This window comes from Shewanella sp. MF05960, from assembly GCF_050849305.1.
GTDB lineage: Bacteria > Pseudomonadota > Gammaproteobacteria > Enterobacterales > Shewanellaceae > Shewanella.
The window spans coordinates 211,940-236,073 of record NZ_JBOZPS010000003.1; the positions used below are offsets into that span (position 1 = coordinate 211,940).

The 24,134-nt window shown below is 42.6% G+C and carries 18 protein-coding genes, 7 tRNA genes and 2 pseudogenes; 7 read left to right on the forward strand and 20 right to left on the reverse strand.

Going from position 1 to position 24,134, the window contains the following annotated elements; genetic code table 11:
* The first annotated feature begins 101 nt into the window (after window positions 1-101).
* A complete protein-coding gene (locus tag ACROAE_RS04355) occupies window positions 102-1,127 on the forward strand; it encodes a GGDEF domain-containing protein (protein WP_432399719.1) in 1,026 nt (341 codons plus the stop codon).
* Between the two features lie 91 nt (window positions 1,128-1,218).
* Here the strand turns inward: ACROAE_RS04355 and bioD are convergent, their stop codons facing one another.
* Genes bioD through bioB form a run of 4 tightly spaced genes read right to left on the reverse strand, consistent with a single transcriptional unit; the run spans window position 1,219 to window position 4,993 of the window.
* Window positions 1,219-1,950: a dethiobiotin synthase gene (bioD, locus tag ACROAE_RS04360; RefSeq protein WP_432399839.1), complete on the reverse strand. Its 732-nt coding sequence runs from the start codon at window positions 1,948-1,950 to the stop codon at window positions 1,219-1,221.
* Window positions 1,951-1,957: 7 nt separating this feature from the next.
* Window positions 1,958-2,716, reverse strand: a complete 759-nt coding sequence (locus ACROAE_RS04365; RefSeq protein ID WP_432399721.1) for a methyltransferase domain-containing protein — start codon at window positions 2,714-2,716, stop codon at window positions 1,958-1,960.
* A gap of 30 nt (window positions 2,717-2,746) precedes the next feature.
* Window positions 2,747-3,934: an aminotransferase class I/II-fold pyridoxal phosphate-dependent enzyme gene (locus ACROAE_RS04370; RefSeq protein WP_432399722.1), complete on the reverse strand. Its 1,188-nt coding sequence runs from the start codon at window positions 3,932-3,934 to the stop codon at window positions 2,747-2,749.
* Window positions 3,935-3,940: 6 nt separating this feature from the next.
* Complete coding sequence (bioB, locus tag ACROAE_RS04375; protein WP_432399723.1) at window positions 3,941-4,993, reverse strand: biotin synthase BioB; 1,053 nt, start codon at window positions 4,991-4,993, stop codon at window positions 3,941-3,943.
* A 114-nt stretch (window positions 4,994-5,107) separates the two neighbouring features.
* On the opposite strand from bioB, the gene bioA reads away from it, so the two are divergent.
* Window positions 5,108-6,442, forward strand: coding sequence for an adenosylmethionine--8-amino-7-oxononanoate transaminase (gene bioA, locus ACROAE_RS04380; protein ID WP_432399724.1), 1,335 nt, complete (start codon window positions 5,108-5,110; stop codon window positions 6,440-6,442).
* Here bioA and ACROAE_RS04385 read toward each other — a convergent pair.
* A pseudogene (locus ACROAE_RS04385) lies at window positions 6,429-6,920 on the reverse strand (LysR substrate-binding domain-containing protein); the annotation flags it as partial. The gene bioA and the pseudogene ACROAE_RS04385 overlap by 14 nt on opposite strands.
* Before the next feature lie 139 nt (window positions 6,921-7,059).
* Between ACROAE_RS04385 and ACROAE_RS04390 the strand changes: the two are divergent.
* Window positions 7,060-8,150, forward strand: a pseudogene (locus tag ACROAE_RS04390) (ISAs1 family transposase).
* Here the strand turns inward: ACROAE_RS04390 and ACROAE_RS04395 are convergent.
* Window positions 8,138-8,347 (reverse strand): hypothetical protein, encoded by a 210-nt coding sequence (locus ACROAE_RS04395; RefSeq protein ID WP_432399726.1) that lies wholly within the window; start codon window positions 8,345-8,347, stop codon window positions 8,138-8,140. The pseudogene ACROAE_RS04390 and the gene ACROAE_RS04395 sit on opposite strands and share 13 nt — an antisense overlap.
* Window positions 8,348-8,371: 24 nt before the next feature.
* Complete coding sequence (locus tag ACROAE_RS04400; RefSeq protein WP_432399728.1) at window positions 8,372-8,566, reverse strand: LysR family transcriptional regulator; 195 nt, start codon at window positions 8,564-8,566, stop codon at window positions 8,372-8,374.
* A 223-nt stretch (window positions 8,567-8,789) separates the two neighbouring features.
* On the opposite strand from ACROAE_RS04400, the gene ACROAE_RS04405 reads away from it, so the two are divergent.
* Window positions 8,790-9,332, forward strand: coding sequence for a LysE/ArgO family amino acid transporter (locus ACROAE_RS04405; protein ID WP_432399840.1), 543 nt, complete (start codon window positions 8,790-8,792; stop codon window positions 9,330-9,332).
* Between the two features lie 52 nt (window positions 9,333-9,384).
* On the opposite strand, the gene ACROAE_RS04410 is transcribed toward ACROAE_RS04405, so the two are convergent.
* Both ACROAE_RS04410 and ACROAE_RS04415 read right to left on the reverse strand, forming a co-directional pair.
* Window positions 9,385-9,984 carry a glutathione S-transferase family protein gene (locus ACROAE_RS04410; protein WP_432399841.1) on the reverse strand — a complete coding sequence of 200 codons (600 nt, stop codon included), beginning with the start codon at window positions 9,982-9,984 and terminating at the stop codon, window positions 9,385-9,387.
* A 15-nt stretch (window positions 9,985-9,999) separates the two neighbouring features.
* The gene (locus ACROAE_RS04415) at window positions 10,000-13,422 is read right to left on the reverse strand and encodes a hybrid sensor histidine kinase/response regulator (RefSeq protein WP_432399729.1); all 3,423 of its coding nucleotides are present in this window, start codon (window positions 13,420-13,422) and stop codon (window positions 10,000-10,002) included.
* 287 nt (window positions 13,423-13,709) lie between these two features.
* Here ACROAE_RS04415 and acs point away from each other — a divergent pair, with 287 nt between their 5' ends.
* The 3 genes from acs (at window position 13,710) to ACROAE_RS04430 (ending at window position 18,061) form a co-directional block, all read left to right on the forward strand.
* A complete protein-coding gene (gene acs, locus ACROAE_RS04420) occupies window positions 13,710-15,662 on the forward strand; it encodes an acetate--CoA ligase (protein ID WP_432399731.1) in 1,953 nt (650 codons plus the stop codon).
* A gap of 331 nt (window positions 15,663-15,993) precedes the next feature.
* The gene (locus ACROAE_RS04425) at window positions 15,994-17,721 is read left to right on the forward strand and encodes a DEAD/DEAH box helicase family protein (protein WP_432399733.1); all 1,728 of its coding nucleotides are present in this window, start codon (window positions 15,994-15,996) and stop codon (window positions 17,719-17,721) included.
* Window positions 17,722-17,800: 79 nt separating this feature from the next.
* Window positions 17,801-18,061: a GrxA family glutaredoxin gene (locus ACROAE_RS04430; RefSeq protein WP_432399735.1), complete on the forward strand. Its 261-nt coding sequence runs from the start codon at window positions 17,801-17,803 to the stop codon at window positions 18,059-18,061.
* A gap of 64 nt (window positions 18,062-18,125) precedes the next feature.
* On the opposite strand, the gene ACROAE_RS04435 is transcribed toward ACROAE_RS04430, so the two are convergent.
* From ACROAE_RS04435 to tolB, 11 genes are all read right to left on the reverse strand, one after another.
* Window positions 18,126-19,277: a DcaP family trimeric outer membrane transporter gene (locus tag ACROAE_RS04435; RefSeq protein ID WP_432399737.1), complete on the reverse strand. Its 1,152-nt coding sequence runs from the start codon at window positions 19,275-19,277 to the stop codon at window positions 18,126-18,128.
* A 421-nt stretch (window positions 19,278-19,698) separates the two neighbouring features.
* Window positions 19,699-19,790: transfer RNA gene (locus ACROAE_RS04440), tRNA-Lys, on the reverse strand.
* 277 nt (window positions 19,791-20,067) lie between these two features.
* Window positions 20,068-20,143, reverse strand: a tRNA-Lys gene (locus tag ACROAE_RS04445).
* A gap of 122 nt (window positions 20,144-20,265) precedes the next feature.
* A tRNA-Lys gene (locus ACROAE_RS04450) sits at window positions 20,266-20,341 on the reverse strand.
* Window positions 20,342-20,383: 42 nt separating this feature from the next.
* A tRNA-Lys gene (locus ACROAE_RS04455) sits at window positions 20,384-20,459 on the reverse strand.
* 42 nt (window positions 20,460-20,501) lie between these two features.
* Window positions 20,502-20,577: transfer RNA gene (locus ACROAE_RS04460), tRNA-Lys, on the reverse strand.
* Window positions 20,578-20,619: 42 nt separating this feature from the next.
* Window positions 20,620-20,695 (reverse strand) — tRNA-Lys (locus ACROAE_RS04465).
* A gap of 123 nt (window positions 20,696-20,818) precedes the next feature.
* Window positions 20,819-20,894: transfer RNA gene (locus tag ACROAE_RS04470), tRNA-Lys, on the reverse strand.
* Between the two features lie 514 nt (window positions 20,895-21,408).
* Window positions 21,409-22,152: a tol-pal system protein YbgF gene (gene ybgF / locus ACROAE_RS04475; RefSeq protein WP_432399739.1), complete on the reverse strand. Its 744-nt coding sequence runs from the start codon at window positions 22,150-22,152 to the stop codon at window positions 21,409-21,411.
* A 56-nt stretch (window positions 22,153-22,208) separates the two neighbouring features.
* Window positions 22,209-22,745 carry a peptidoglycan-associated lipoprotein Pal gene (gene pal, locus ACROAE_RS04480; RefSeq protein WP_188954953.1) on the reverse strand — a complete coding sequence of 179 codons (537 nt, stop codon included), beginning with the start codon at window positions 22,743-22,745 and terminating at the stop codon, window positions 22,209-22,211.
* Between the two features lie 23 nt (window positions 22,746-22,768).
* Window positions 22,769-24,097, reverse strand: coding sequence for a Tol-Pal system beta propeller repeat protein TolB (gene tolB, locus ACROAE_RS04485; protein ID WP_432399741.1), 1,329 nt, complete (start codon window positions 24,095-24,097; stop codon window positions 22,769-22,771).
* Window positions 24,098-24,134: the final 37 nt, after the last annotated feature.

Here is a 24,134-nt window from a genome sequence, read left to right on the forward strand (position 1 = left end):
ATGCTTTTTTTGTGATCAGTAAAATGATAATGTCCTACTATTCATTCTATTATAACTAATCTCCTTAATGTCTTTTTACCGCCCTATTCATGAGGCACTTAATGTCTAACACGTTATTGCAAACTGCTGCCGCCAACTTGAAAAAAGCGGTGCCGTTAATGCTTAAATACAGGATCCCTACCACTCCAACCAACTATGCGCTTTGGTACGCTTATGTTGGTGAGCAAAATCCATTGTTAAATCAAGAACTCGACACGGCAATCAAACAGAATCAAACATGCTCCCCAGTTACCAGCGAGTTGTTATATCGAAAGCATGTGGCCGATCCTGTCGAGCTTGATGTACGCGACATGCGTAAAAACTTAGATGCGATGGTATGTGAATTGTCACAATCTCTTAGAGATACCAATTTAGACACTGAGACATTTCAGACTCAAATGGATAAAGACTTTAAGAAATTAAGTGATTTGGAAACCAAAGGCTTTTCGCTTGAACAAGTCATTGGTGTTGTAAGAAGTATTGTAAAAGAATCGTCCAGCATTCGCTCAAGTACGGTTAGCTTTACTGAGCAATTGCAAAAAGCCCAATCCGAAATTGATACCCTCAAAACACGTCTTGCTGCATCAGAAAAAGACATGTTATTTGATGCCTTAACCAATATTTTAAACAGACGCGCATTTGACCACGATATTGAAGCACAAATTGATTTATCGCCAACCGGTACATGCTTGATTTTAATAGATATCGATCACTTTAAAAACTTTAACGATACCTTCGGCCATCAATTGGGCGATTTAGTCTTAAAAACCGTTGCTAAACGTATTCAAGAAGCGTGTCGAGATGGCATAAAACTGTACCGATATGGTGGAGAAGAATTTGCCATTCTCGTGCCTAGTAGCCAATTGAGAGTCGCAAGACAGCTAGCCGAAGGGATCCGTAGAGCACTGGAAAAACTCAGTGTAAAAGACCGTCGTAGCGACAAAGTGATTGATTCGATTACGGCTTCATTTGGTGTGGCAGAGTGGAAACCCAAACAAAATGTGGGTCAATTAATTGAAGCGACTGACAAGTTATTGTATGAAGCAAAACGTCTTGGCCGTAACCGAGTGATGCCAATCTCCAGTTAAACGATAAAGGTCTTATTGAACGCTAAAAAGCTCCGCGTTGTTATCAATCATTATGATGAAAGCACCGCTGAGCTTTTTATTAATTTAATCATTATTGAGGTAATTGTAGATATCCTGCTGCATTTTCGGCGCTAGGATTGTCAAGGTGTGGCACATAACCTAAAAATGGTGCTTGCATCATCTGTTGCAAACTTTGCAAGTTGTCGTCAATAAACGCCATGTCGGCATCAACCTGATTTGCTACCCAGCCTGCAATACTCAATCCATCGGCTAGCAGCGCTTCTTGAGTTAACAACGCATGATTTAAGCAGCCGAGTTTCATCCCCACTACCAGAATGACTTCAAGTGTCGTGTTTTTCGTTACAGCATGAGTTAACTGAACATTATTGCCATAAGTGGATGTCTCTTGTTGAAGCGTAGTCTGCAATAATTTAACCGTATCAGATAGGTACTCGCCATTACCTAACGGTAAACGCCAGCCACCAGCCCCTTCAATCAAAGCAAAGTCGGCATTAACCATTGCCGGATGGAACATCGCATCAAGTACGCCTTGTGCACTTAACGCGTTATTGACTTGCGATGCAGCAATATGGGGCGCAATTGCGGGCTCAAAACTGATTGGGTTAATCTCTTGATAAGCAAGCCCCATATTAGATTGCGCCATTAACATTAACGCATCACTATTGCGTAAACCATTTTCAGTCATAGCACAACCCGAAGCTATGGGTTTAAAACCACACTTATGCCCTTGTGCTTTAGCTAACAAAGCGGCGGAGATTAAGGTTTTACCACTGTCAGTATCAGTACCCGTCACGAAATACAACATAAGATTAGCCTCGTTTAACGCGGATAAACGCAATTTGATAAGTTAAAGGAATGCCTTTATCAGTGCGCAGAGTTTCAGCTAACTCAAGCCGGTGTCGCCATTGCTGCTTGGTTAACAGTGGCCGTTTTTTACCATTTCCTTGCTGATCAAACGAAGCCCCTACGCCTTTAATGGAATACAATAAACTGCGTAAGTCATCAAAATACACTTGAATGCTTTCAAGCTGAACATCAACATATTGCCAATTATCCATTGCCATTTTTGAGGATAAAAAAGTGGCTTTTAAACTCTCAACAGAATGAAATTGGTTTACATGAAAACCGAGAGTGTTTAATTCTGCTAGGCTGCCATCGGCAACGATACTCAAAAAGCATTCACCGCCAGGGCGTAAAACACGATGAAACTCCATAAAAGCGTTTGGTAATTGCTGACACCACTGTAATGCTAAATTTGAATATAGCGTATCTACAGAACCACTTTGCAACCCTAAAGCTTGCGCATCACTGCACAAAGGCAAATAATTTGTAAATTGTTGGGTTAACTCAGTGAGCATGCCATGGGCAATATCGACCGCAATAACCTGACTAACGTGAGAGAATGCACCAAAATCAGTACCAGGTCCTGCGCCGACATCCAGTAACGTGCCGTATAGATCCGCTTTTTGGAACAACTTTTGCGCGCTTAAACGCTGCAATACATCATGTTGTTTGTACTGCGTTGCTGCGCTTGAAAACTTATTGGCCAGTGGATTATCTAACGTCATGAGGTTGCTCATTGATCCAAATTGATGTCGTTACAATGTGTGTAAAGGTGCTGATGTGTTTGTGTCTGCATCATTGTGATTCATCAGCGATGCGAGTGCAGCAACCAAGGCGCGAATATCGTCAGCCTGGTGCTGAGCATTGAGGGTGATCCGTAATCGCGCTTGCCCCTTAGGCACAGTAGGTGAGCGTATTGCACCCACCAAAAAACCTTGTTGAGTTAACTGCTTTGCAATGGCTACCACACGCTGATTATCACCAACCATAATCGGTTGGATAGCCGTTAACGACTCAGTTAACGGTAATTGATTTTGTGAAGCGACCTGTCTAAACAGCGCGATATTGGCCAACAGTTGGGTTAACAATTGCGGATGAGAGTATTGCCAGTTAATTGCCGCTAACGCCAAATGAGCATTCGCAGGAGACAAGGCTGTTGAGTAGATATATTCCCGCGTTGTCGCCACCAAATAATCAATGACATCTTGAGAGGCTAATATCGCCGCACCTTGACAGCCTAGGGCCTTACCAAAAGTGACCACTTGAATATCAACCTTGTCTGCATTAACCAAGTCATTCGGTAACACACCAAAGCCATGGGCATCATCAACAATCAACCAACAATGATGTTGGCGACACAAATGCGAAAGTTCAGTGATTGGGGCGATATCGCCGTCCATACTAAATACACTTTCAGTCACCACAGCGCAGCCAGGATTGCGTTCAATAATGCGCGCAGCGCTGCTAAGATCATTATGTAAAAAACGGCTAATTTTACATTGGCTGTCTTTTAAACCATCAATCACCGATGCATGCACTAATTTGTCTGCAATCACGGTGTCATCTGCATTAAATAGTGTTTTCATCAATGCGCTATTGGCGCTAAAACCTGAGCTAAACAGCATACACGCCTGGTGTCCCGTTAGCTCACATAAACGTTGTTCAAGCTGTTGATGGGCAACACTGTAACCACTGACTAATGGTGATGCCCTGCTGCCGACACCGTATTGTTGTGCCCCTTGATAAAGAGCCTGAGCTAATGCGGGTTCTTGAGATAAGCCAAGGTAATCATTATGGCTAAAATCAATAATCTTGGTTTGCGAAACAAGCCCGTTAACTCGCCTTTGACGTAAAAGACCCGTCGTGTGTAATTGCGCAAGCGTATTATTGATCCGCAGAGCAAGTGGATGGTTATCCTTTACTGACAGGTCTGATTTTGCCATGGCTAATTACAGTGCTGCGGCATCATAAAATTGTTTGGTAGACTTATCTTGCTTAGCACTGGCTTTAGCAAGTAATGCACTGTCTGATTCAATATTAGCTTGTGGTCCCTGCTCCGGGTGTAAACCCAAACGACGGAAAAGACTCATGTCATCGTTTTCTTCTGGGTTTGGCGTAGTCAGTAACTTACAGCCGTAGAAAATCGAATTAGCACCAGCAAAGAAACACATCGATTGCAGTTCATCGCTCATGTTTTCACGCCCTGCAGATAAACGCACCCGCGACTTGGGCATTAAAATACGCGCAACGGCAATGGTACGCACAAATTCAAGCGGATCAAGATCATCTAATTTTTCAAACGGTGTGCCCGCAACTTTCACTAACATATTGATGGGCACTGAATCTGGGTGTTGTTCTAAATTTGCCAATTGTTGCAGTAAACCTGCGCGATCAGTGGCTTTTTCGCCCATACCAACAATCCCGCCCGAACAGACTTTCATGCCAGATGCACGTACGTTTGTTAGTGTGTCTAAACGGCTTTGATAAGTTCGCGTGGTAATCACATCACCGTAATATTCAGGCGACGTGTCAAGGTTGTGGTTGTAGTAATCTAAACCCGCATCGGCCAATTTTTCGGCCTGTTCAGGCGACAACATGCCTAATGTCATACAAGTTTCCATACCTAAGGCACGCACATCTTTTACCATTTGGGTTAAATATGGCATGTCTTTGTCACGTGGGTTACGCCAAGCGGCACCCATGCAAAAACGTGATGCACCTGCGGCTTTAGCACTTTTAGCTTCAGTGAGTACTTTTTCAATTTCAAGTAAGCGTTCTTTCTCAAGACCTGTGTCGTAACGCGCACTTTGCGGACAGTATTTACAATCCTCAGGGCATGCACCGGTCTTAATCGACAATAGACGACTGATCTGCACTTCGTTAGGGTCAAACGTTTCACGATGAATACTGTGCGCTCTAAACAATAAATCATTCATAGGCAATGCAAACAATGCTTCAATTTCAGCTTTTTGCCAATCGTGACGAACTTCAGCTAACGACATGGATCAATCCTTTATTTTGATTTTATGTTGGCTAGGATACCCTGAGCCCGTAAACTGTCAACGCAGCGACTACTTCGCACTTTACAAGCGGTTAAAAAAAGAGCACCTATAATTATGGCACTTTCAAACACAAATACCACTATCGATTATACTTTTGATCAACAACATATTTGGCATCCCTATACCTCTATGACCCAGTCTCTGCCTGTGTATGGAGTGGTTTCTGCTCAAGGTTGCGAGTTGACGTTAGACAGTGGCAAAGTGTTAATTGATGGTACCAGTTCATGGTGGTCATGTGTGCATGGTTATAGTCATCCGACCATCTTAGCAGCCATGCAGCAACAGCTTTTAAGACTCAGTCATGTCATGTTTGGTGGCATTACCCACCAGCCAGCTATTGAAGTGTCAAAACGCTTAGTGCAAATGACTAGCACCAATTTAACCAAAGTGTTTTTGGCCGACTCAGGCTCTATTGCGGTTGAAGTGGCACTAAAAATGGCGCTGCAATATTGGCAAGGGCGTGATAAGCCGCAAAAACAACGCATTATGACGGTTAAAAGTGGTTATCACGGCGACACTTTTGCCGCGATGAGCGTGTGCGACCCAGATGGCGGCATGCACACCATGTTTGGCAATAATGTCACTAAACAGGTATTTATCCCCGCGCCAACATCGAAATTTAATGAACCGCTAAATCAAACCGATATCGATGCTTTAGAGAATGCATTTAGCCATTACCATCAAGATATTGCTGCAGTGATCATAGAGCCGATCATGCAAGGCGCAGGCGCAATGCGTTTTTACTCGCCGGCTTATTTAAGCAAACTTCGCCAACTGTGCGACCATTATCATGTACTGCTGATTTTAGATGAAATAGCAACAGGGTTTGGCCGTACAGGTAAATGTTTTGCTTATGAACATGCCAACATTGAAGCGGATATTTTATGTGTGGGTAAAGCACTTACCGGTGGTTATATCAGTTTAGCGGCAACGCTTTGCAGTGACGAAGTCGCCAGCGGCATTAGTGACTCGCCTGCAGGCGTGTTTATGCACGGCCCAACATTTATGGGCAATCCATTAGCCTGCGCCGCAGCTACTGCCAGTTTAGATTTATTGCTTAAAGGCGACTGGCAACAACAAGTCAGCGCCATTGAAGCTCAGCTTAAACAAGAGCTCGCCAGTGCCACTGATTTAGTGCAAGTTCAAGATGTACGCGTGTTGGGCGCCGTTGGGGTGATAGAAATGATAAGCAGTGTCAATACCGCGCAATTACAACAAGCATTTGTCGATCTTGGGGTTTGGGTAAGACCTTTTAATAAATACATTTATATTATGCCGCCTTACACGATTAGTGCTGCGCAATTAACGCAACTCACCTCAGCAATGGTAAGCGTTGCAGCCAGTATTGAAGATAGTGGTAGTAAGCAGAAATTTATTAGTCATGGCTAGCCAATACTTGCTGGGCATAGGATATGATCGCGTCAGAGACTTCTTCATAAATTCCCTTGAGTAAAATACAATGGTGCCAATACAGTGTCTCTTCAATGACTTTATCTGGCAGGATCTGCACTAATTTTCCACTGGCTAGCTCATTGTTAACTTGTAATTGTGGCGCTAAACAATAAGCAGCGCCGTGTTTAGCCATATTAATGAAGGCTTCTGATGAGCGAACGGCGTGTAGTGGGTATTGGCCTTCTTCTAAACCAAAGTGTTGCTCAATAAAACGGGTGTGCATATTGTCTTTGTGATCAAAGGCTATCCCTGGTGCTCGCATTAACGTTTGCGCATTTATCCCATCACAAAAATAGCGTTCAACAAACTCTGGCGTCGCAACAACAATATAATTAATCTTGCCTAATCGCGTTAACTGGCACCCTTTTATCGCCACATCTTGTACAGCTATCGCTCCAAATGATTGGCCATCTTTGAGTCGTTCAAGGGCAGGGGCTGATCATACTCGATCGCTTTTCATACATCCTTTTTAAAAACAAAGAGATAAAAAATAGCTTGATTGATCACGCCTGTGTGATCAAATAGCGCTCTTTTTCTTTGTCTTTATACATAATATGCTTAAACATCTCGATAAGATTACTGATTGCCGTTCCCATATAAATCAAGAACATGATGTCATTGATATCTGCTTCCTCGTCCTGAGCGCAGTGATATCAGGTGCGCAAAGTTGGGCCGATTGCCACGAGTTCGGGACATTAAAACTCATGTGGCTGCGTAAATATTGCCCCTTCGCTAATGGTATTCCCAGCCAGCAGAGCATTGGTCGCATCTTCAGAGGAGTGTCAAAGCAATCCTTGCTAGATGCCTTGTTGAGTTGGGTCAACGAGCATCGGCTTGCTTCTATTACGATTGATTGGAAAGTGCTTAAAGGTGCCAAAGCATCAGCCTCAAGCGCAGCATTACATATGGTCACTGCATATGATACCGGCTCTGGTTTAGTCTTCAGCGCTAAATCAGGTGCGAGCAAAAAGAGTGAACTCAAACTCGTTCAAGAATTGCTGACGTGTCTTGATTTGAAGTCTGAGTTACTGACATTTGATGCGCTGCATTGTCAGACACAAACACTTAATTATATTGTCAAAGAAGGTGGGCATTGTATTTTGCAAGTCAAAGGTAATCAGCCCAAGCTGTACGAGGCAGTACAGGCACAATTTGCTGATTACATTACAAATACTCCAGATGCCGAATGCTTTACGCAAGATGATAAAGGCCATGGTCGAGTTGAAAAACGGATAACGTTTCAGTGTCCATTGAATTTAGCCGCTGAGATAAAAATGAAATTGTCTCAATTAAAAACATTAATCGCAGTAGAGCGTCATCGAAAAGTGGGTAACAAAACCAGTATAGATACACACTTTTATGTCAGCAGTGCAGTATTGACATCAGAAGCCTTTGGTACAGCGATTAGGGCTCACTGGCAAACGGAAAATAATCAGCATTGGCTTTTAGATACACTATTTCAAGAAGATAAGCAGAAGATGTATGATGAAGATGGTGCCAGTATTCTGGCTATTTTAAGGCGCTGGGCATTAAATCTAGTGAAGCTACATCCCGCTAAACAAGCCAGAATCAGAAATTCAATAGAGCTTGTTGGAGTGATGATTTCAGGGAAGAGATTATTTTTGGCGCTGGTCAAAAAGTGTAATCAGCCCCTGGTTCAAGGGTGCGTTCCTCATCTTTAATCAATAAATTGACTTCTAATAGATGCTTTTTAATTAAAGGGGCAATCGCCGGAATAAGCCAGGTCGCTAGAGAATCGGCATTGGTGGCAATATGCAATGTTAACGGGGTTAATGGCTCATTAGGCATCACACTTGGCAGTAATTCTGCCTCTAGCTGCACGACTTGGTAATAATGCCTTAAAAGTTACTGACCTAACGCCGTAGCGCGGATTGGATGACTTCTTATCACAACAGATTGAGCCAGCTGCTGTTCTAATTGTTTAATCCTTTGAGACACCGCAGATTGCGACAAACATAATACATTGGCAGCTCGTTCAAAGCTTTGCTCTTTAATCACACAACTCAATGCTTGCAGTAATTTGTAATCGAGTTTACTCATGCGCAATCACCTTTTGGTTTAATACTGTCATCTTAGCGGATCGATTTGCCACCATCATTAATTTAACTTATACATAAACAATGAGTACTTTAGTGGCTTATTAACAAGCAAATTTGTCATAAGGACACTCATAGTTACCTCAGTATTACTGCAAGGTTTAATTCTCGGCGCTGGGATGATCATTCCTATTGGCGCGCAGAACTCCTATTTGCTCAGCTAGGGGATTAAGCGTAATCATCACATTTTAGCGGCAACCATTTGCATGTTTTGTGATGTCATTTTGATTGGCCTCGGGATTTTTGGCGGCGGTAAGCTCATCGCCAGTTGCGAATGGTTGATGTTAATTATCGGTTGGGGTGGGATCAGTTTTTTGATTGTTTATGCCGCAATTTCTTTGCGTAACGTATGGCGAAATCAACATCAAGTTACAACCCATGAAGCTGCAGCCAATAGCCGTAAACACATTATTGGCACCACACTGGCAGTGACGTTACTCAACCCTCATGTTTACCTAGATACCGTGATGATTTTAGGCTGTGTGGGCGGCATGTTTGAGGGCAATGAACGATGGGCATTTGCCATAGGCACTGTATTGGTATCAGTGTTGTGGTTTTACAGCCTCGCGTTTGGAGCCGCCAAACTGGTCCCCTGGCTAGGTAAACCGAAAATACAACGTGTAATTGATGCCTTGGTTGGCGCTATTATGTTATTTATTGCTTATTCGGTATTTAACACCTTACTCAGTAATGGTGCAGTAATGTCATAATCGCTTGAATTCACATTAGCAAACAAAACACCTAAACAACACCGTTTAAGCTTTAAGCCTGCATTGCAACAAAGCCTGGTATTTGTGTAATGCGGGTTAACCAGCCTCTGATGTGCGGATATTCCACTAAATCAAAACCACCTTGATGTGCCACATGGGTATAAGCATAAAGTGCAATATCCGCTAAGGTAAATTGCTCACCGCATAAGAATGGCTGCTGTAAAAGTGTAGACTCCATGACATTGAGCGCTTTATAACCTTTGGCATGTAAAGAGTGATACTCGGCTAAACGGTCATCTGGTAAGCCTAAATACAGTTGAATATAACGGGCAACGGCAATATAAGGTTCATGACTATATTGCTCGAAGAACATCCATTGATACATTTGGGCTTTGCTAAATTCATCAGTTGGGATAAGTGGTGAGCCCGCCGCCAAATAGCCTATAATCGCGTTTGATTCAGACAATACTCGTCCATCGTTAAGTTCAATTAGCGGTATTTTACCTGCTGGGTTTTTAGCTAAATAAGCGTTGGTTTGTGTATCACCATTAGCAATACTCATCTCTTGCCATTGATGCTCAATATTGAGCATATGTAACACCAGTTGCACTTTGTAGCAGTTGCCAGAGACGCTATCGCCGTATGCAGTGATCATGTACACCTCAGATTATTTTTTAACTAAGCTCGAAATTAAGGCGCGTAAAGCCGCTGGTTTAACCATTTTTGCCATGTAGTGATAACCGCGTCGTTCAATGTCATCCACTAAATCTTTATTAGTATTGGCGGTAATTAAAATTCCAGGGACATGATCACCATAACGGGAACGAATATCATCCATGGCATCCACGCCATTTTTATCATCATCTAAATGATAATCAGCCAAAATAATATCGGGAGCAACGCCTTTGAGCCCTAGCTTAATTCTCGCATCAGCTAAGTCTGTGGCGCAAATAACCTCGCATTGCCAACGGCTTAATAATGAGTCTAGCCCAGCTAAAATAGTATCTTCATTATCAATACATAATACTTTAATACCTGCGAGTGGCTGCATTAATGACGGCATAGGTTTTGTTACCACCTGACTGATTGTTTGCCCTAACGGAACAATAATGGAAAACATTGACCCGACACCCAACGCTGAGCGCACTTGGATTGGATGGTCGAGCACTTTACTGATCCTGTCTGCAATCGCTAAGCCTAACCCTAAGCCACTCACGTTACGACTACTTGGATGGTTTAAGCGTTTAAACTCTTTAAAAATCTCTTGAGTATCGTATTCATCAATACCACACCCAGTATCCAGCACTTGAATTTCAACGTATTCACCTCGATGACGGCAACCTAATAACACTCTGCCGCCACGGGCGTAACGGTAAGCATTGGTTAAGAAATTTTGCAAAATACGCCGTAATAATGATGGGTCTGAATTAACCGTAGCCGAGCAAGGCACCATCGAAAATGAAATTTGGTTATCGCCCGCCATCGCATCAAATTCGACCGATAAACCGTTAATGATTTCGGACACGGCAAAATCACGACGATTAACATCAACCATGCCTGAATCAAGCTTAGAAATATCGAGTAAGTCCGTAAGCAATTCGCCAGCGGTTTTTAACGAGCTGTTGACATGGGTTAAGGTCGTGCGAGCCTCAAGGTCTAAATTAGGGTATTGCGATAATGACGCAGTAAACAACCTAGCGGCATTGAGGGGCTGCATTAAATCGTGGCCTACCGCAGCTAAGAACCTTGTTTTAGACGCATTTGCGAGCTCTTCTTGCGCCTTAGCCTCTAGTAACTCACTGTTGAGCATCGCCAACTCATAAGTACGCTCTTTGACTCGACTCTCAAGAGTTTCATTCGCTTCAAGCAGTGCTTTTTCTTGTAAGCGATATTGGGTAATGTCGGTAAAGGTCATTACAAAGCCACCATCGGGCATTGGGTTACCTTGAATTTTAATGACTTTACCGTCTTTACGCTCACGCTCAGAGGTATGCGGCGTACCATTACGCATATGCTGCACTCTTACCGCAACTTGGGTTTCCATATCTCCTTTACCACAAAAACCACGCGATGCATTAAAACGTACTACATCGGCAATCGGCATACCTTGCTGTAAAAAGCCTTCAGGATATTGATATAAATCGGCATAACGATAATTCCATGCCATCAGATTAAGGTCTTTATCAACAACGCTCATCCCTTCGTATGCGTGTTCAATTGCCCCGCGGAGCATGTCCTGACTTAAAATGATTTTAGATGACGCTTCATCGACCAAACTAAACACTTCATCGAGAGCTAAATCGCGACCTTGTAATACAGAATCCATCACTAATGACGCACTAGAGGCACCGAGCACCCCTGATAACATATGTTCGGTGTGAGCAATTAATTCTTCTGGGGCCGCTTTATACCAACTGTCACTTTTAACCGCGTCGGGTGAAAAGCGACTAAAGCTTTCATAGGCACGGGTTGGGCTCACAAAGCGGCTGGCTAAAATCAATAAATCTTGTTGCGATATAGGACCCTGGCGCTTATTCGCATCTTTTTTTAACGCCCAGGGCTTAACAAAATTACTCGCTTGAATGCGCTCGGCAACCCCCGCCCTAAACCAAATAGACCCTAATACGTAGCACGCCACGTTAGCCAGTAGCGCAATCAATGTATCGCTAACATTAGGGGTAATAGCATTGAGTAAATCAAACTCTCCGCCAATTAATCGCGCTTGACCCGCACCTTGCAACAAAATGAAACACCACAAACTAAAACCAACCGCGAGGCCTAAATACACCCCGGTACGATTACCATGTTTCCAGTAAAGCCCACCCACCAGCGCCGGTGCTAATTGCGAAAATGCGCCAAATGACAACATGCCTAAATGTGATAACGAATCGCTGTCTGCCAAGGTTAAATAACTTAAATAACCAAAGCCTAAAATCACTACAATTGCTAAACGTCGAACGTTTAATAGCAATTGCGAAAACTGGCTAAAATTTTTCTCTCTGATCTGCCCTGTGCGCAACAAAAACGGCACGAGCCATTCGTTACTCACCATCACACTGATGGTGACCACCGCAACAATCACCATACCCGTCGCTGCGGATAAGGTGCCAAGTAATGCAATAACGGCTAAAAAGGGTTGGTCTAGTGCCAATGGTAGGTTGATTACATAGGTATCAGCCGCGACAGAATCGCCTAATAACACTTTGCCAGCCAACGCTAAAGGCGCAACAAACATACCAAACAAAGCTAAATATATGGGGAATATCCAACGTGATTTTTTTAAAATATGTTCGCCGCCGCACTCAACGACCATCACGTGAAACTGTCTTGGCATACATAAAAATGCCGCCATACCGACAAATAGTTCAGGTAAAAATGACTCAAGCCGCAAGTGGCTATTTTCTATTAATCCTTTCTCAGAGGCTTGTTGCCAAATATCGCCAAACCCATCAAAAAAACCAAAACTGATCACGGCGCCAACAATGATAAAAGCGGCTAGTTTGACTAACGACTCAAACGCAATGGCCACCATCATGCCGGGATTATGTTCTGTCGCATCTAATTTTCGAGTGCCAAATAAAATAGCAAACACGGCAAGGATCATGGTGATTAACAGCGGCACTGCAACGGGGCTTAATGGGTTGTCATCGGGCTGGAATAAATTAAGACTAAAGACCATCGCTTTAAGCTGCAACGCGATATACGGCATGATGCCAAAGAGTGCAATAAGGGTCACAATCGCGGCTAATAACTGTGACTTACCATAACGGGCGGCAATAAAATCGGCCACCGAGGTGATATTTTGTGCTTTAGACACCACCACCATTTTGCGCAACATGCCAAAGCCAAGCGTAAACACTAAAATGGGACCCACAAAAATGGGTAAAAAAGACCATAAATCAGTAGCTGATTGCCCTACCGTGCCTAAAAAACTCCATGATGAGCAATACACAGCAAGACTAAGACCATAAATCCACACTTGAATTTTTTGACTTATTTTACTAAACCAGCGCTCTGCACCCCATGCCAAAATAAACAGCAATGACACATAACACACCGCGATGACGGCTACTATAAGAGTTAAATTCATCAGACGTCCGCTATCATTTTATTTTTATATAATCTCATCTCAGGTGTAGAGACAAGCTGACTTAGTGCTTTTTATCGCTTACAGAATCGCACGCATTGAACACAAAACAACCTAGACAACATAAATTGTGCTCATTCGCTCACAATTTACCGTCACACTTACTCACTTTAACACGTGCAACAGACTAAATATTAAGGATATTTTAAAACTAGACCAAGGTCTAATAGTGTTAGGCGTCGGTTAAAGATGATACTTTAGCCACGCCATTTTTAGAAAGGGAAGCCCCTATGAGCTCGCAGTCTCTTTACAAAGTTCCTAGTGACATTGCAGATAACGCACTGGTTAATAACGATCAATATAAGAAAATGTACCAGGAGTCCATTGTTAATCCAGAAGGTTTTTGGAGAGAACACGGCAAACGTATCGATTGGATGAAACCTTACACCAAAATTAAAAAAACCTCATTTGATGATCATAATTTATCTATCAACTGGTTTTATGACGGTACGCTCAACGCATCAGCTAATTGTTTAGACCGTCATTTAGAGCTGCACGGCGATAAACTGGCGATTATTTGGGAAGGTGATGACGCCAATGAACAGCGTAAAATCACCTATGCAGAATTACATGCTGACGTCTGTAAGTTTGCCAATGCATTACGCAGCCAAGGTGTGAGTAAAGGCGATATTGTCACAATATATATGCCTATGGTGCCAGAAGCCGCAGTAGCAATGCTCGCGTGCGCCCGAATTGGTGCAGTCCACTCTGTAGTGTTTGGTGGATTCTCACCAGATTCAATTGCAGCAAGAGTCATTGACGGTAAATCTAAAGTACTCATTACCTCAGATGAAGGTGTTCGTGGTGGCCGTAAAATTCCGTTAAAACGCAGTGTTGATGAAGCGATTGCCAACCCAGATGTCACCTCAGTTGAAAAAGTCATTGTATTAAAACGCACCGGTGGTGATATTGATTGGGTTGAAGGTCGTGATGTGTGGTGGCATTCGTTAATGGAAGTCGCTTCTGAATATTGCCAACCTGTTGAAATGAACGCTGAAGACCCACTATTTTTACTTTATACCTCAGGCTCAACCGGTAACCCTAAAGGTGTGTTACATACCACTGGCGGATACATGGTTTATGCTTCGATGACACATGAATATGTGTTTGATTATAAAGCCGATGAAGTTTACTGGTGTACTGCAGATGTTGGTTGGATTACCGGCCACTCGTATATGGTGTATGGCCCATTTGCTAACGCCGCGACAGTATTAATTCATGAAGGTGTGCCAAATCATCCAACGCCTGCACGTCTTGGCGAAATGATTGACCGCCACAATGTGAATATTCTGTACACAGCGCCAACATTAATCCGTGCATTAATGGCTGAAGGCAAAGAGCAATTTAGCAGCTACAAAGGTGACTCATTACGTATTATGGGCTCAGTGGGCGAACCGATTAACCCAGAAGCGTGGCGCTGGTACCATGAGGTGATCGGTCATGAAAACTGCCCGATTGTCGATACCTGGTGGCAAACAGAAACCGGCGGCATTTTGATTAGCCCGCTACCAGGCGCAACGGATACTAAGCCAGGCTCAGCCACTCGACCTTTTTTTGGCGTACAACCTGCATTAGTAGACAACATGGGTAATATTGTTGAAGGCGCTACCGAAGGAAACTTGGTTATTCTTGACTCATGGCCTGGTCAAATGCGTACCGTATACGGTGACCATGACAGATTTGCCCTAACCTACTTTAAAACGTTCCGTGGCATGTACTTTACCGGTGATGGCGCGCGTCGCGACGAAGATGGTTACTACTGGATAACAGGCCGTGTCGATGACGTAATTAACGTTTCTGGCCACCGCCTAGGTACTGCAGAAGTTGAAAGCGCACTTGTGTCGCATGAGCTCGTTGCAGAAGCTGCCGTTGTGGGTTATCCACATGACATTAAAGGCCAAGGCATTTATGCCTACGTCACCTTAACACGCGACGTTGAGCCAACTGAAGAGTTACGCCAAGAATTACGCCAATGGGTGCGAAAAGAAATTGGTGCCCTAGCGACCCCAGATCTTATTCAATGGGCGAGCGGATTACCTAAAACACGCTCAGGTAAAATCATGCGTCGTTTTTTACGTAAAATTGCGGCAAACGAAGTGACTAACTTAGGGGACTCTTCAACACTGGCTGATCCAGCGGTAATTGATACCTTAATTGAAAGCCGTTTAAACAAAACAGAATAATGTCACACTATCAATCTATCCACCCATGAGAAATCCTGACCAATTTCTCTTTTTGGCCCCTCCCAGAGGGGCCTTTTTTTGTTCTTTATATTTCGGCAATCACACACAGCATTGCAATAGATTGAATTAAATTAGCAATATTGATCATCACAATGCCATTTAACCTCATACAACGCTTGATACAACACCAAATATAAGATCGGTGTAAAGTGATATCGATTAAACAATTAATGCGATAAACCACAATGGCCTTTATCCACTATATGAATATGCTACTCTGTTGCAAAATATGATGATGTATAGATAAATATTACCACCTACGACCTCAAATATGATGATTAACCTTCGCGATTACCAACAACAAGCTGTAGATGCCGCTGTGGCGCATTTTAAACAAAGCCCACTATCTGCGGTATTAGTTTTACCTACAGGAGCAGGTAAGAGCATTGTGATTGCTGAATTGGCAAGGATCGCTAATGGTAATGTATTAGTGCTCACCCATGTGAAAGAGTTAGTGGCTCAAAATGCAGAAAAAGTAGGGTTACTGACTCAAGAAGCCAATATTTATTCTGCGGGGCTCAAACAAAAAAAAGCCAATGGCAAAACAGTTGTGGCCAGTGTTCAATCAGCTTCACGCGCGCTCAATAAATTTGATCAGGCATTTTCATTGATCATTATCGATGAATGTCATCGCGTGAGTACAGAGTCGACGAGCCAATATCAACAGTTGTTAACTCATTTACGCACTAAGAACCCACAAATAAAACTATTAGGACTGACCGCTACGCCTTATCGGCTTGGATTGGGCTGGATATATCGACACCATTATCACGGTAAAGTCGGTAACACTGATAAACCAGTATTCGAGAAGTGCATTTTTGAGCTGCCTATGCGGCCATTAATAAAAAAAGGTTATTTAACTCAACCCACGATTTTTGATGGACTCAGTGCACAATACGACTTCAGTAATTTAGCACCGGTTGAAACCAATGAATATTCGGCGACAGAAGTTGATAACCTACTGCACCATCAAGGCCGTGCGACGACAGCCATTATTAAGCAAGTTAGACAATTAGCACTACATCGCCAAGGCGTACTTATTTTTGCTGCCACAGTGCGCCATGCTGATGAGATAATGGCGTTAATGGATGATGATGCGGCATTGATCACGGCAAAAACGCCACACTCTGATCGTGATGACATCATAGAACGCTTCAAAGCCAAAAAGCTCAAATTCATCGTTAATGTTGCCGTGTTAACCACAGGGTTTGACGCGCCGCATGTCGATTTAATTGCCATATTACGTCCAACGGCGTCTGTGAGTTTGTTTCAACAAATGATTGGCCGTGGGCTCAGGCTTGCAGATAATAAAGCCGACTGCTTAGTGATTGATTATGCGGCAAACGGCTATGATTTATTTTATCCAGAAGTAGGTCAAGCTAAACCAAACAGCAAGTCAGTCCCTGTACAAGTCCACTGCCCTATTTGCCAATTTGCCAATACATTTTGGGGGTTAGTTGACGCTGATGGCGATATCATTGAACACTTTGGCCGACGCTGCCAAGGATTGATCGATGACACCAAACAGTGCGATTTTCGTTTCCGCTCAAAATCGTGCCCTGACTGCGGCGCTGAAAATGACATTGCTGCGCGTATTTGCCAAACTTGTCAGTCAACCTTAATTGACCCAGACAAACGCCTTAAACAAGTACTTAATGCCCAGCATCATCACTTATTTAAATGCCAAGAGATGTTATTACTTTGCCAAGACGAAAAGCTCATCATTCAATACATCGACATTGAAGGTAACGATTTCAAACAGACATTCCAATTTTCTACCCCCGCTCAACGTCGAGCATTTTATGCCGTGTTTGTATTGAGCCACACTCGCACACCCGGTTTACTTCATCCTAAATATAACCAAGCTAACGATGTGTTGGCCGATAAAGAGCGGTTTAGAAAACCCGATTTATTACTATTAAAGAAAAATAAATATCGCTGGGATTTAGTTGATTCATTTTTTGATTATCAAGGCAAATATAAAATCGATATGAGTTAAAACAAAATTAATCGCGTTGAATTATGAAAAAAAAAGCTCATATGGTATAAATTGTCCATATCATTAAACAGGAGTCACCATGTTTGTAGTTATTTTTGGCCGTCCAGGTTGCCCATATTGTGTTCGTGCTGTTGAACTGTCTGAAAAATTAGCAGCTCAAAGTGAAGATTTTAAATTTAAGTATGTTGATATTCATGCTGAAGGGATCACAAAGGCAGACCTTTCTAAAAGTGTCGGTAAGACAGTAGAAACTGTGCCACAAATCTTTATTGATGAATTGCCAATTGGTGGTTGCACAGAATTTGAAGCCTATGTTCGTCAAAACAATTTATTAAAGTAAATTGCTCAATTTGATGCTCATAAAAAAGGCAACCTGATGGTTGCCTTTTGTTTTATTACCACCTCTACAATACGTATTTAGCGGAAAAAATCACACGATTTAAGTCACCTTCAAACCCATTTTCAAGCTCGTTCAGTGCATGCATAAATTCCACACCAAAAGTTAATGGTTTTGATGGAGAGTACAATAAATTGACGTAAGCTGAATAGGCAGATTTATTCACAGCCTCTCCAGTCAGCGCGACATCATTATCGGCCGTAAAACCAGAGAAGGTCACACTAGAACGCCATTGCTCAGTCCACCAGTGGCGGTACGACACAAAACCACCAAACGACTTAATCGCTTGAATATCGCCATCAGCATCAATTACGCCTGCGTTGGCATAGTTCAAAGCCATATAACGCCCAAGCCCTTCACCATATGTCGCCGTAAATTTAAAGTCATCTTTGCCTACAGGGATAACCCCTGCAAAACTGGCACCGTAACCTAGCTCAGAGGTGTCATAAGTTGTGCCGCCAATCACTTGCTCTACATTGAGTTGTCGCACGATGGCTGACGCAGAAAATGATGACCCATTAGCCGTGCTAAAATTATAACGGCCTATAAAATCAGGCACCACACCACTACCACTGGTTATCCGAGCGCCGCCACCAAAAGGGGTAACCGTGGTTTCAGGATTTTCTATCGCAAATTGCCAATTACCTGTGCTGTAACGAATTTGCGACTGCCTAACAAAGGGTGTCCCCTCCGGTGCTCCCACAAAATCTAAATTCTCAGGCAATGCCCCCGGATTTTGAAACGTCGTCCACGTTTGGCCGATGGTCCATTCATCATAGCTTACAAACGCATGGCGGATACGAGGTGAATAACTATTAGACACACGCTCATTACCATCGGCATGAGTCATAAAATCCAGCTCAATAAATCCGGTTAATTTATGACCGTCTACATCGGTTACTGTTTTAAAATTAAAACGAGATTCTCGCGCCTGAAAGTCAACGACTTCCTTCCCATTGCCTTCTGTACCGTATATCGTCCCTGGCACATAAAACTGACGAGAAAGTGCGCCAGAATCTGGTGCGCCATTGCCATAATCACTAAACATAACATCGGCTTTAATATACCCACCAAATGTCATATCTGTTGCAGCTTGAGCTCCCCCACTCATCGCCAATATCGCACCTGCAATACATAAACTTAATGTTGCTTGTTTCATTACGTTCTCCCTTTTAGTTTTATTCTAATCCTATGCAATATCGGTCAATTAACATTCAAGTAACATTAGCAATAGGTCTATGAGACAAAAGTAGACAAGCGAAAGCTAATGCTTGGTTTGTACATTGCATTTGAACATTGCAGGTAAGCAGTAATGGATAAACTGAGGTAAGTAATGAGGAATAAATCAAAAAATGGTGGGTCGTGAAGGATTCGAGATTTCGACCAATGGGTTAAAAGCCAACTGCAGTCGTTGATTTAAACCAAAGTGACTGAGCTAACGATCCATCTTGGTTTTGCAGTCATCAATGCAAAGTTGAATCATATACCTGACAAAAATCTAATAGAAGATGAGTAAACTGAATATAGAATTAATTAGTTTGGAACTATCAAGTAGATATTGAAGAGAAGAAATCAAGAAGTGGTGGGTCGTGAAGGATTCGAACCTTCGACCAATGGGTTAAAAGCCAACTGCAGTCGTTGATTTAAACCAAAGTGACTGAGCTAACGACCCATCTTGGTTTTGCAGTCACCAATGCAAAGTTGAATCGTATACCTGACAAAAATCTAATAAAAGATGAGTAAACTGAACATAGAATTAATTAGTTTGGAACTATCAAGTAGATATTGAAGAGGAGAAATCAAGAAGTGGTGGGCCGTAAAGGATTATAAACTTCGACCAATGGGTTAAAAGCCAACTGCAGTCGTTGATTTAAACCAAAGTGACTGAGCTAACGACCCATCTGGTAAATCTTATATACGCTTAAATTCTTTAGCCACGATTTAGAAAGTGGTGGGTCGTGAAGGATTCGAACCTTCGACCAATTGGTTAAAAGCCAACTGCTCTACCGACTGAGCTAACGACCCATCTTGGTTTTATAAGCTTTATCGCTTACTGGAGCAAAAGCCAACTGTCTATGTTTCAAGACCGACTGAGCTAACGACCCATCTAGTATAACGCTTAAATTCTTTAACCACGATTTAGAAAGTGGTGGGTCGTGAAGGATTCGAACCTTCGACCAATTGGTTAAAAGCCAACTGCTCTACCGACTGAGCTAACGACCCATCTAGTATAACGCTTAAATTCTTTAACCACGATTTAGAAAGTGGTGGGTCGTGAAGGATTCGAACCTTCGACCAATTGGTTAAAAGCCAACTGCTCTACCGACTGAGCTAACGACCCATCTGGTATAACGCTTAAATTCTTTAACCACGATTTAGAAAGTGGTGGGTCGTGAAGGATTCGAACCTTCGACCAATTGGTTAAAAGCCAACTGCTCTACCGACTGAGCTAACGACCCATCTGGTATAACGCTTAAATTCTTTAACCACGATTTAGAAAGTGGTGGGTCGTGAAGGATTCGAACCTTCGACCAATTGGTTAAAAGCCAACTGCTCTACCGACTGAGCTAACGACCCATCTTAGTTTTATAAGCTTTATCGCTTACTGGAGCATAAGCCAACTGTCTATGTTTCAAGACCCTCTGACCTAACGACCCATCAGATACAACATTTAAATTCTTTAACCACGATTTAAAAAAGTGGTGGGTCGTGAAGGATTCGAACCTTCGACCAATTGGTTAAAAGCCAACTGCTCTACCGACTGAGCTAACGACCCATCTTGGTTTTATAAGCTTTATCGCTTACTGGAGCAAAAGCCAACTGTCTATGTTTCAAGACCCACTGAGCTAACGACCCATCTTAATTTTATAAGCTTTATCGCTTATTGGAGCAAAAGCCAACTGTCTATGTTTCAAGACCCACTGAGCTAACGACCCATCTTGGTTTTATAAGCTTTATCGCTTACTGGAACAAAAGCCAACTGTCTATGTTTCAAGACCGACTGAACTAACGACCCATCTTGGTTTTATAAGCTTTATCGCTTACTGGAACAAAAGCCAACTGTCTATGTTTCAAGACCGACTGAACTAACGACCCATCTTAGTTTATAAACCTTAATCACTTTATTATGCAGTAACTACATAGGAAGATTAATGCTTTTAAACCCCTCAGAAGGCTATGCCGTTCTGAGGGCGCCTATAATACCTTTTTCAATTTCTCATGCAAGCGCAAATTTATAATTTGTTGTTGTTTGCATGAAAAACAGACTAAGAGGCTGTTTTTTGTCTTAATTAGCCTTTCAATGCTGATAATTGCTGTTGAGCAAGGCGTGCAGATGCACTGTCGGCATATTCTTTAAGGACTTTATTATAAAGCGCACGAGCACCGGCTGAGTCATTCTCTTTTTCAGCGATCATGCCTAGTTTGACTAAACTGTCACCACGCTTATTAGAATCAGAGAATTTACTGACAACTGTACTGAATGCTTGCTTAGCCGCGGTGTAGTCACTTTTATTGTATAACAATTGACCTAACCAATAGTTTGCGTTTGCGGCATAATTCGAGTCGGGATATTGTTTAATAAAATCACGAAACGCAGGAATAGCATCATCATATTTACGATCTTTCAAAACGAGGTTCACAGCAGCTTCATAGCTCGCCGTTTCTCCTAGTGTAGAACTGGCTGCTGCAACCGTTGTTGGGTCTGCTTGAGCTTCAGCAGGCGCCGCTGGGGTTGATGACTTAGCAGTAAGATTAGCAATTTCTTCATACAGCTGACGTTGACGCTGTAGCATTTGATTCATTTGATAATTTTGTTGCTCAGTAATGCCTCGTAAATCCAACACTTCATTTTGTAATGCATCCATACGGCGTTGCATTTCAAACTCGCCCTGTTGCTTGGCTTTCATAATACGTTCTAATTTTGCGATTCGATCATCACTTGAACCACTAGAAGCATCTGAAACAGGTGCAGGGGCAGCAAATGCAGTCGCAGTAGTGAAGAACATTGCCGCAACTAATATGGCTTGTTTCATTTTTTTCACTCCTAAAAAAGGCCAACCGATATCGGTTGGCCTTACATTTTTAACGCTTAGTAAACTAACACACCACGACGGTTTTTACCAAAACCTGTGTCTGTGCGAGTATAATCTAATGGCTTCTCTTCGCCGTAACTTACAATACTCATTTGGTTAGGTTGTACACCCATACCTTGTAAGTATTTGGCAATCGCTTTAGCACGACGTTCGCCTAGTGCGATGTTGTACTCAGGCGTACCACGTTCATCGGCATGACCTTCGATCAATACACGTACACTTGGGTTTTCTACTAAATAGTTACCGTGTGCTTGAAGGATATCAGCGTTTTCGCTTTGAACTTCACTGCGGTCAAAATCAAAGTAAATGATGTTTTGACGACGTAGCTCTTGTTCTTTTAAACGTTGCTGTTCAGCTGGGCTTAATACTGCTCCAGCACCACCAGTTTCAATACCACCAGCACCATATTCACTACCAGTACCACTCATAGAACCGTTAGCGTCAGTTTCAGAGTCTGAAGTTGAGCTACAGGCACCCAGTGCCATAAGCGGAACTGCAACCAACATAGCTTTAAACAACTTATTCAGATCCATTTTAAATCCTTATCAATATCTATTTAGAGAAACGGAGACCATGCTGGTGACTTCACCTCGCCCTGGCCGACAGGCAATCTTGCTTTAAATCTGCCGTCTACAGAGACAGCAGCTAATACTTGTTTACCTTCATGGGTTGTACCATAGATAACCATAGTGCCATTTGGAGCAACACTTGGTGATTCATCAAGTTGAGTTGACGAAAGCACCTGCATAAAGCGTGTTGCTAAATCCATTCTAGCAATGTGGAATTTACCATTAGTACGGTTTACAAAAATCATACTACGACCGTCTGGAGTAATTGAACCGCCAAGGTTCCATTCGCCTTCAAATGTCATACGAGAGACTTTATTTGTATCTAAACTTACACGATATAACTGTGGTCTACCGCCACGCTCAGAGGTAAATAACAATGATTTACCATCTGGGAACCAAGAAGGCTCAGTATCGATCGCATAATGGTCGGTAATGCGCTGTGTAGCTTTAGTCGCAATATCGACAACATAAATTTCCGGTTGACCATCTTTTGATAATGTAATGGCTAACTTTTTACCGTCTGGTGAAAATGACGGAGCCCCATTAATACCATTAAAACTACTCACCATAGTACGCGTTTGGCTGTAGATGTCTTGTACAAAAATTTCTGCTTTTCTGTTTTCAAAACTCACATACGCTAAACGACGACCATCAGGAGACCAGGTTGGTGACATTAATGGTTCTGGCGAACGTAACAACATTTGTTCGTTATAGCCATCATAGTCAGCAATCATCAAATGATAAGGCGCTTTTTGACCTTGTTTAACAACAACATATGCAATACGAGTTAAGAACGCACCACGGATACCAGTCAGTTTTTCATAAACAATGTCACTAATACGGTGGCCATATTGTCTAAACTGGCTAGCACTGATCACTGTCTCACGGCTTTCAAGTAATAATTCACTGTTATTAACAGGGCCTTTACTGATTAAGTTTTGTGCTTTAACTAAGTCAATTAGTTCAAAACTCACAAGGTATTGATCTGCACCATAAGGCTTTACACTACCAACAACAACCGCTTCAGCGTCAACGTTGGTCCAGCTTTGCGCCGCAAACCCGCTAACAGATGACAATGTTGATTGTGGCAATGCACGCACATCTAATGATTTAAAAGCACCACTGCGAGCTAAGTCAGATGTTACTACGTCTGATATTGACGCAGGTGCAGGACCTTGCCCTTGCCAAACAAAAGGCACAACCGCAATCGGTCTTGCCGCATCGACGCCTTCTGTAATTACAATATCTAACGCTGCGCGAGCAGGTGTCGTTAACACAACAAGTGCCAGTGTTAACCATTTAGCAAAATTCTTCATGCGACTCCTTTAATTCAATTCCATCTTAAATACGTTT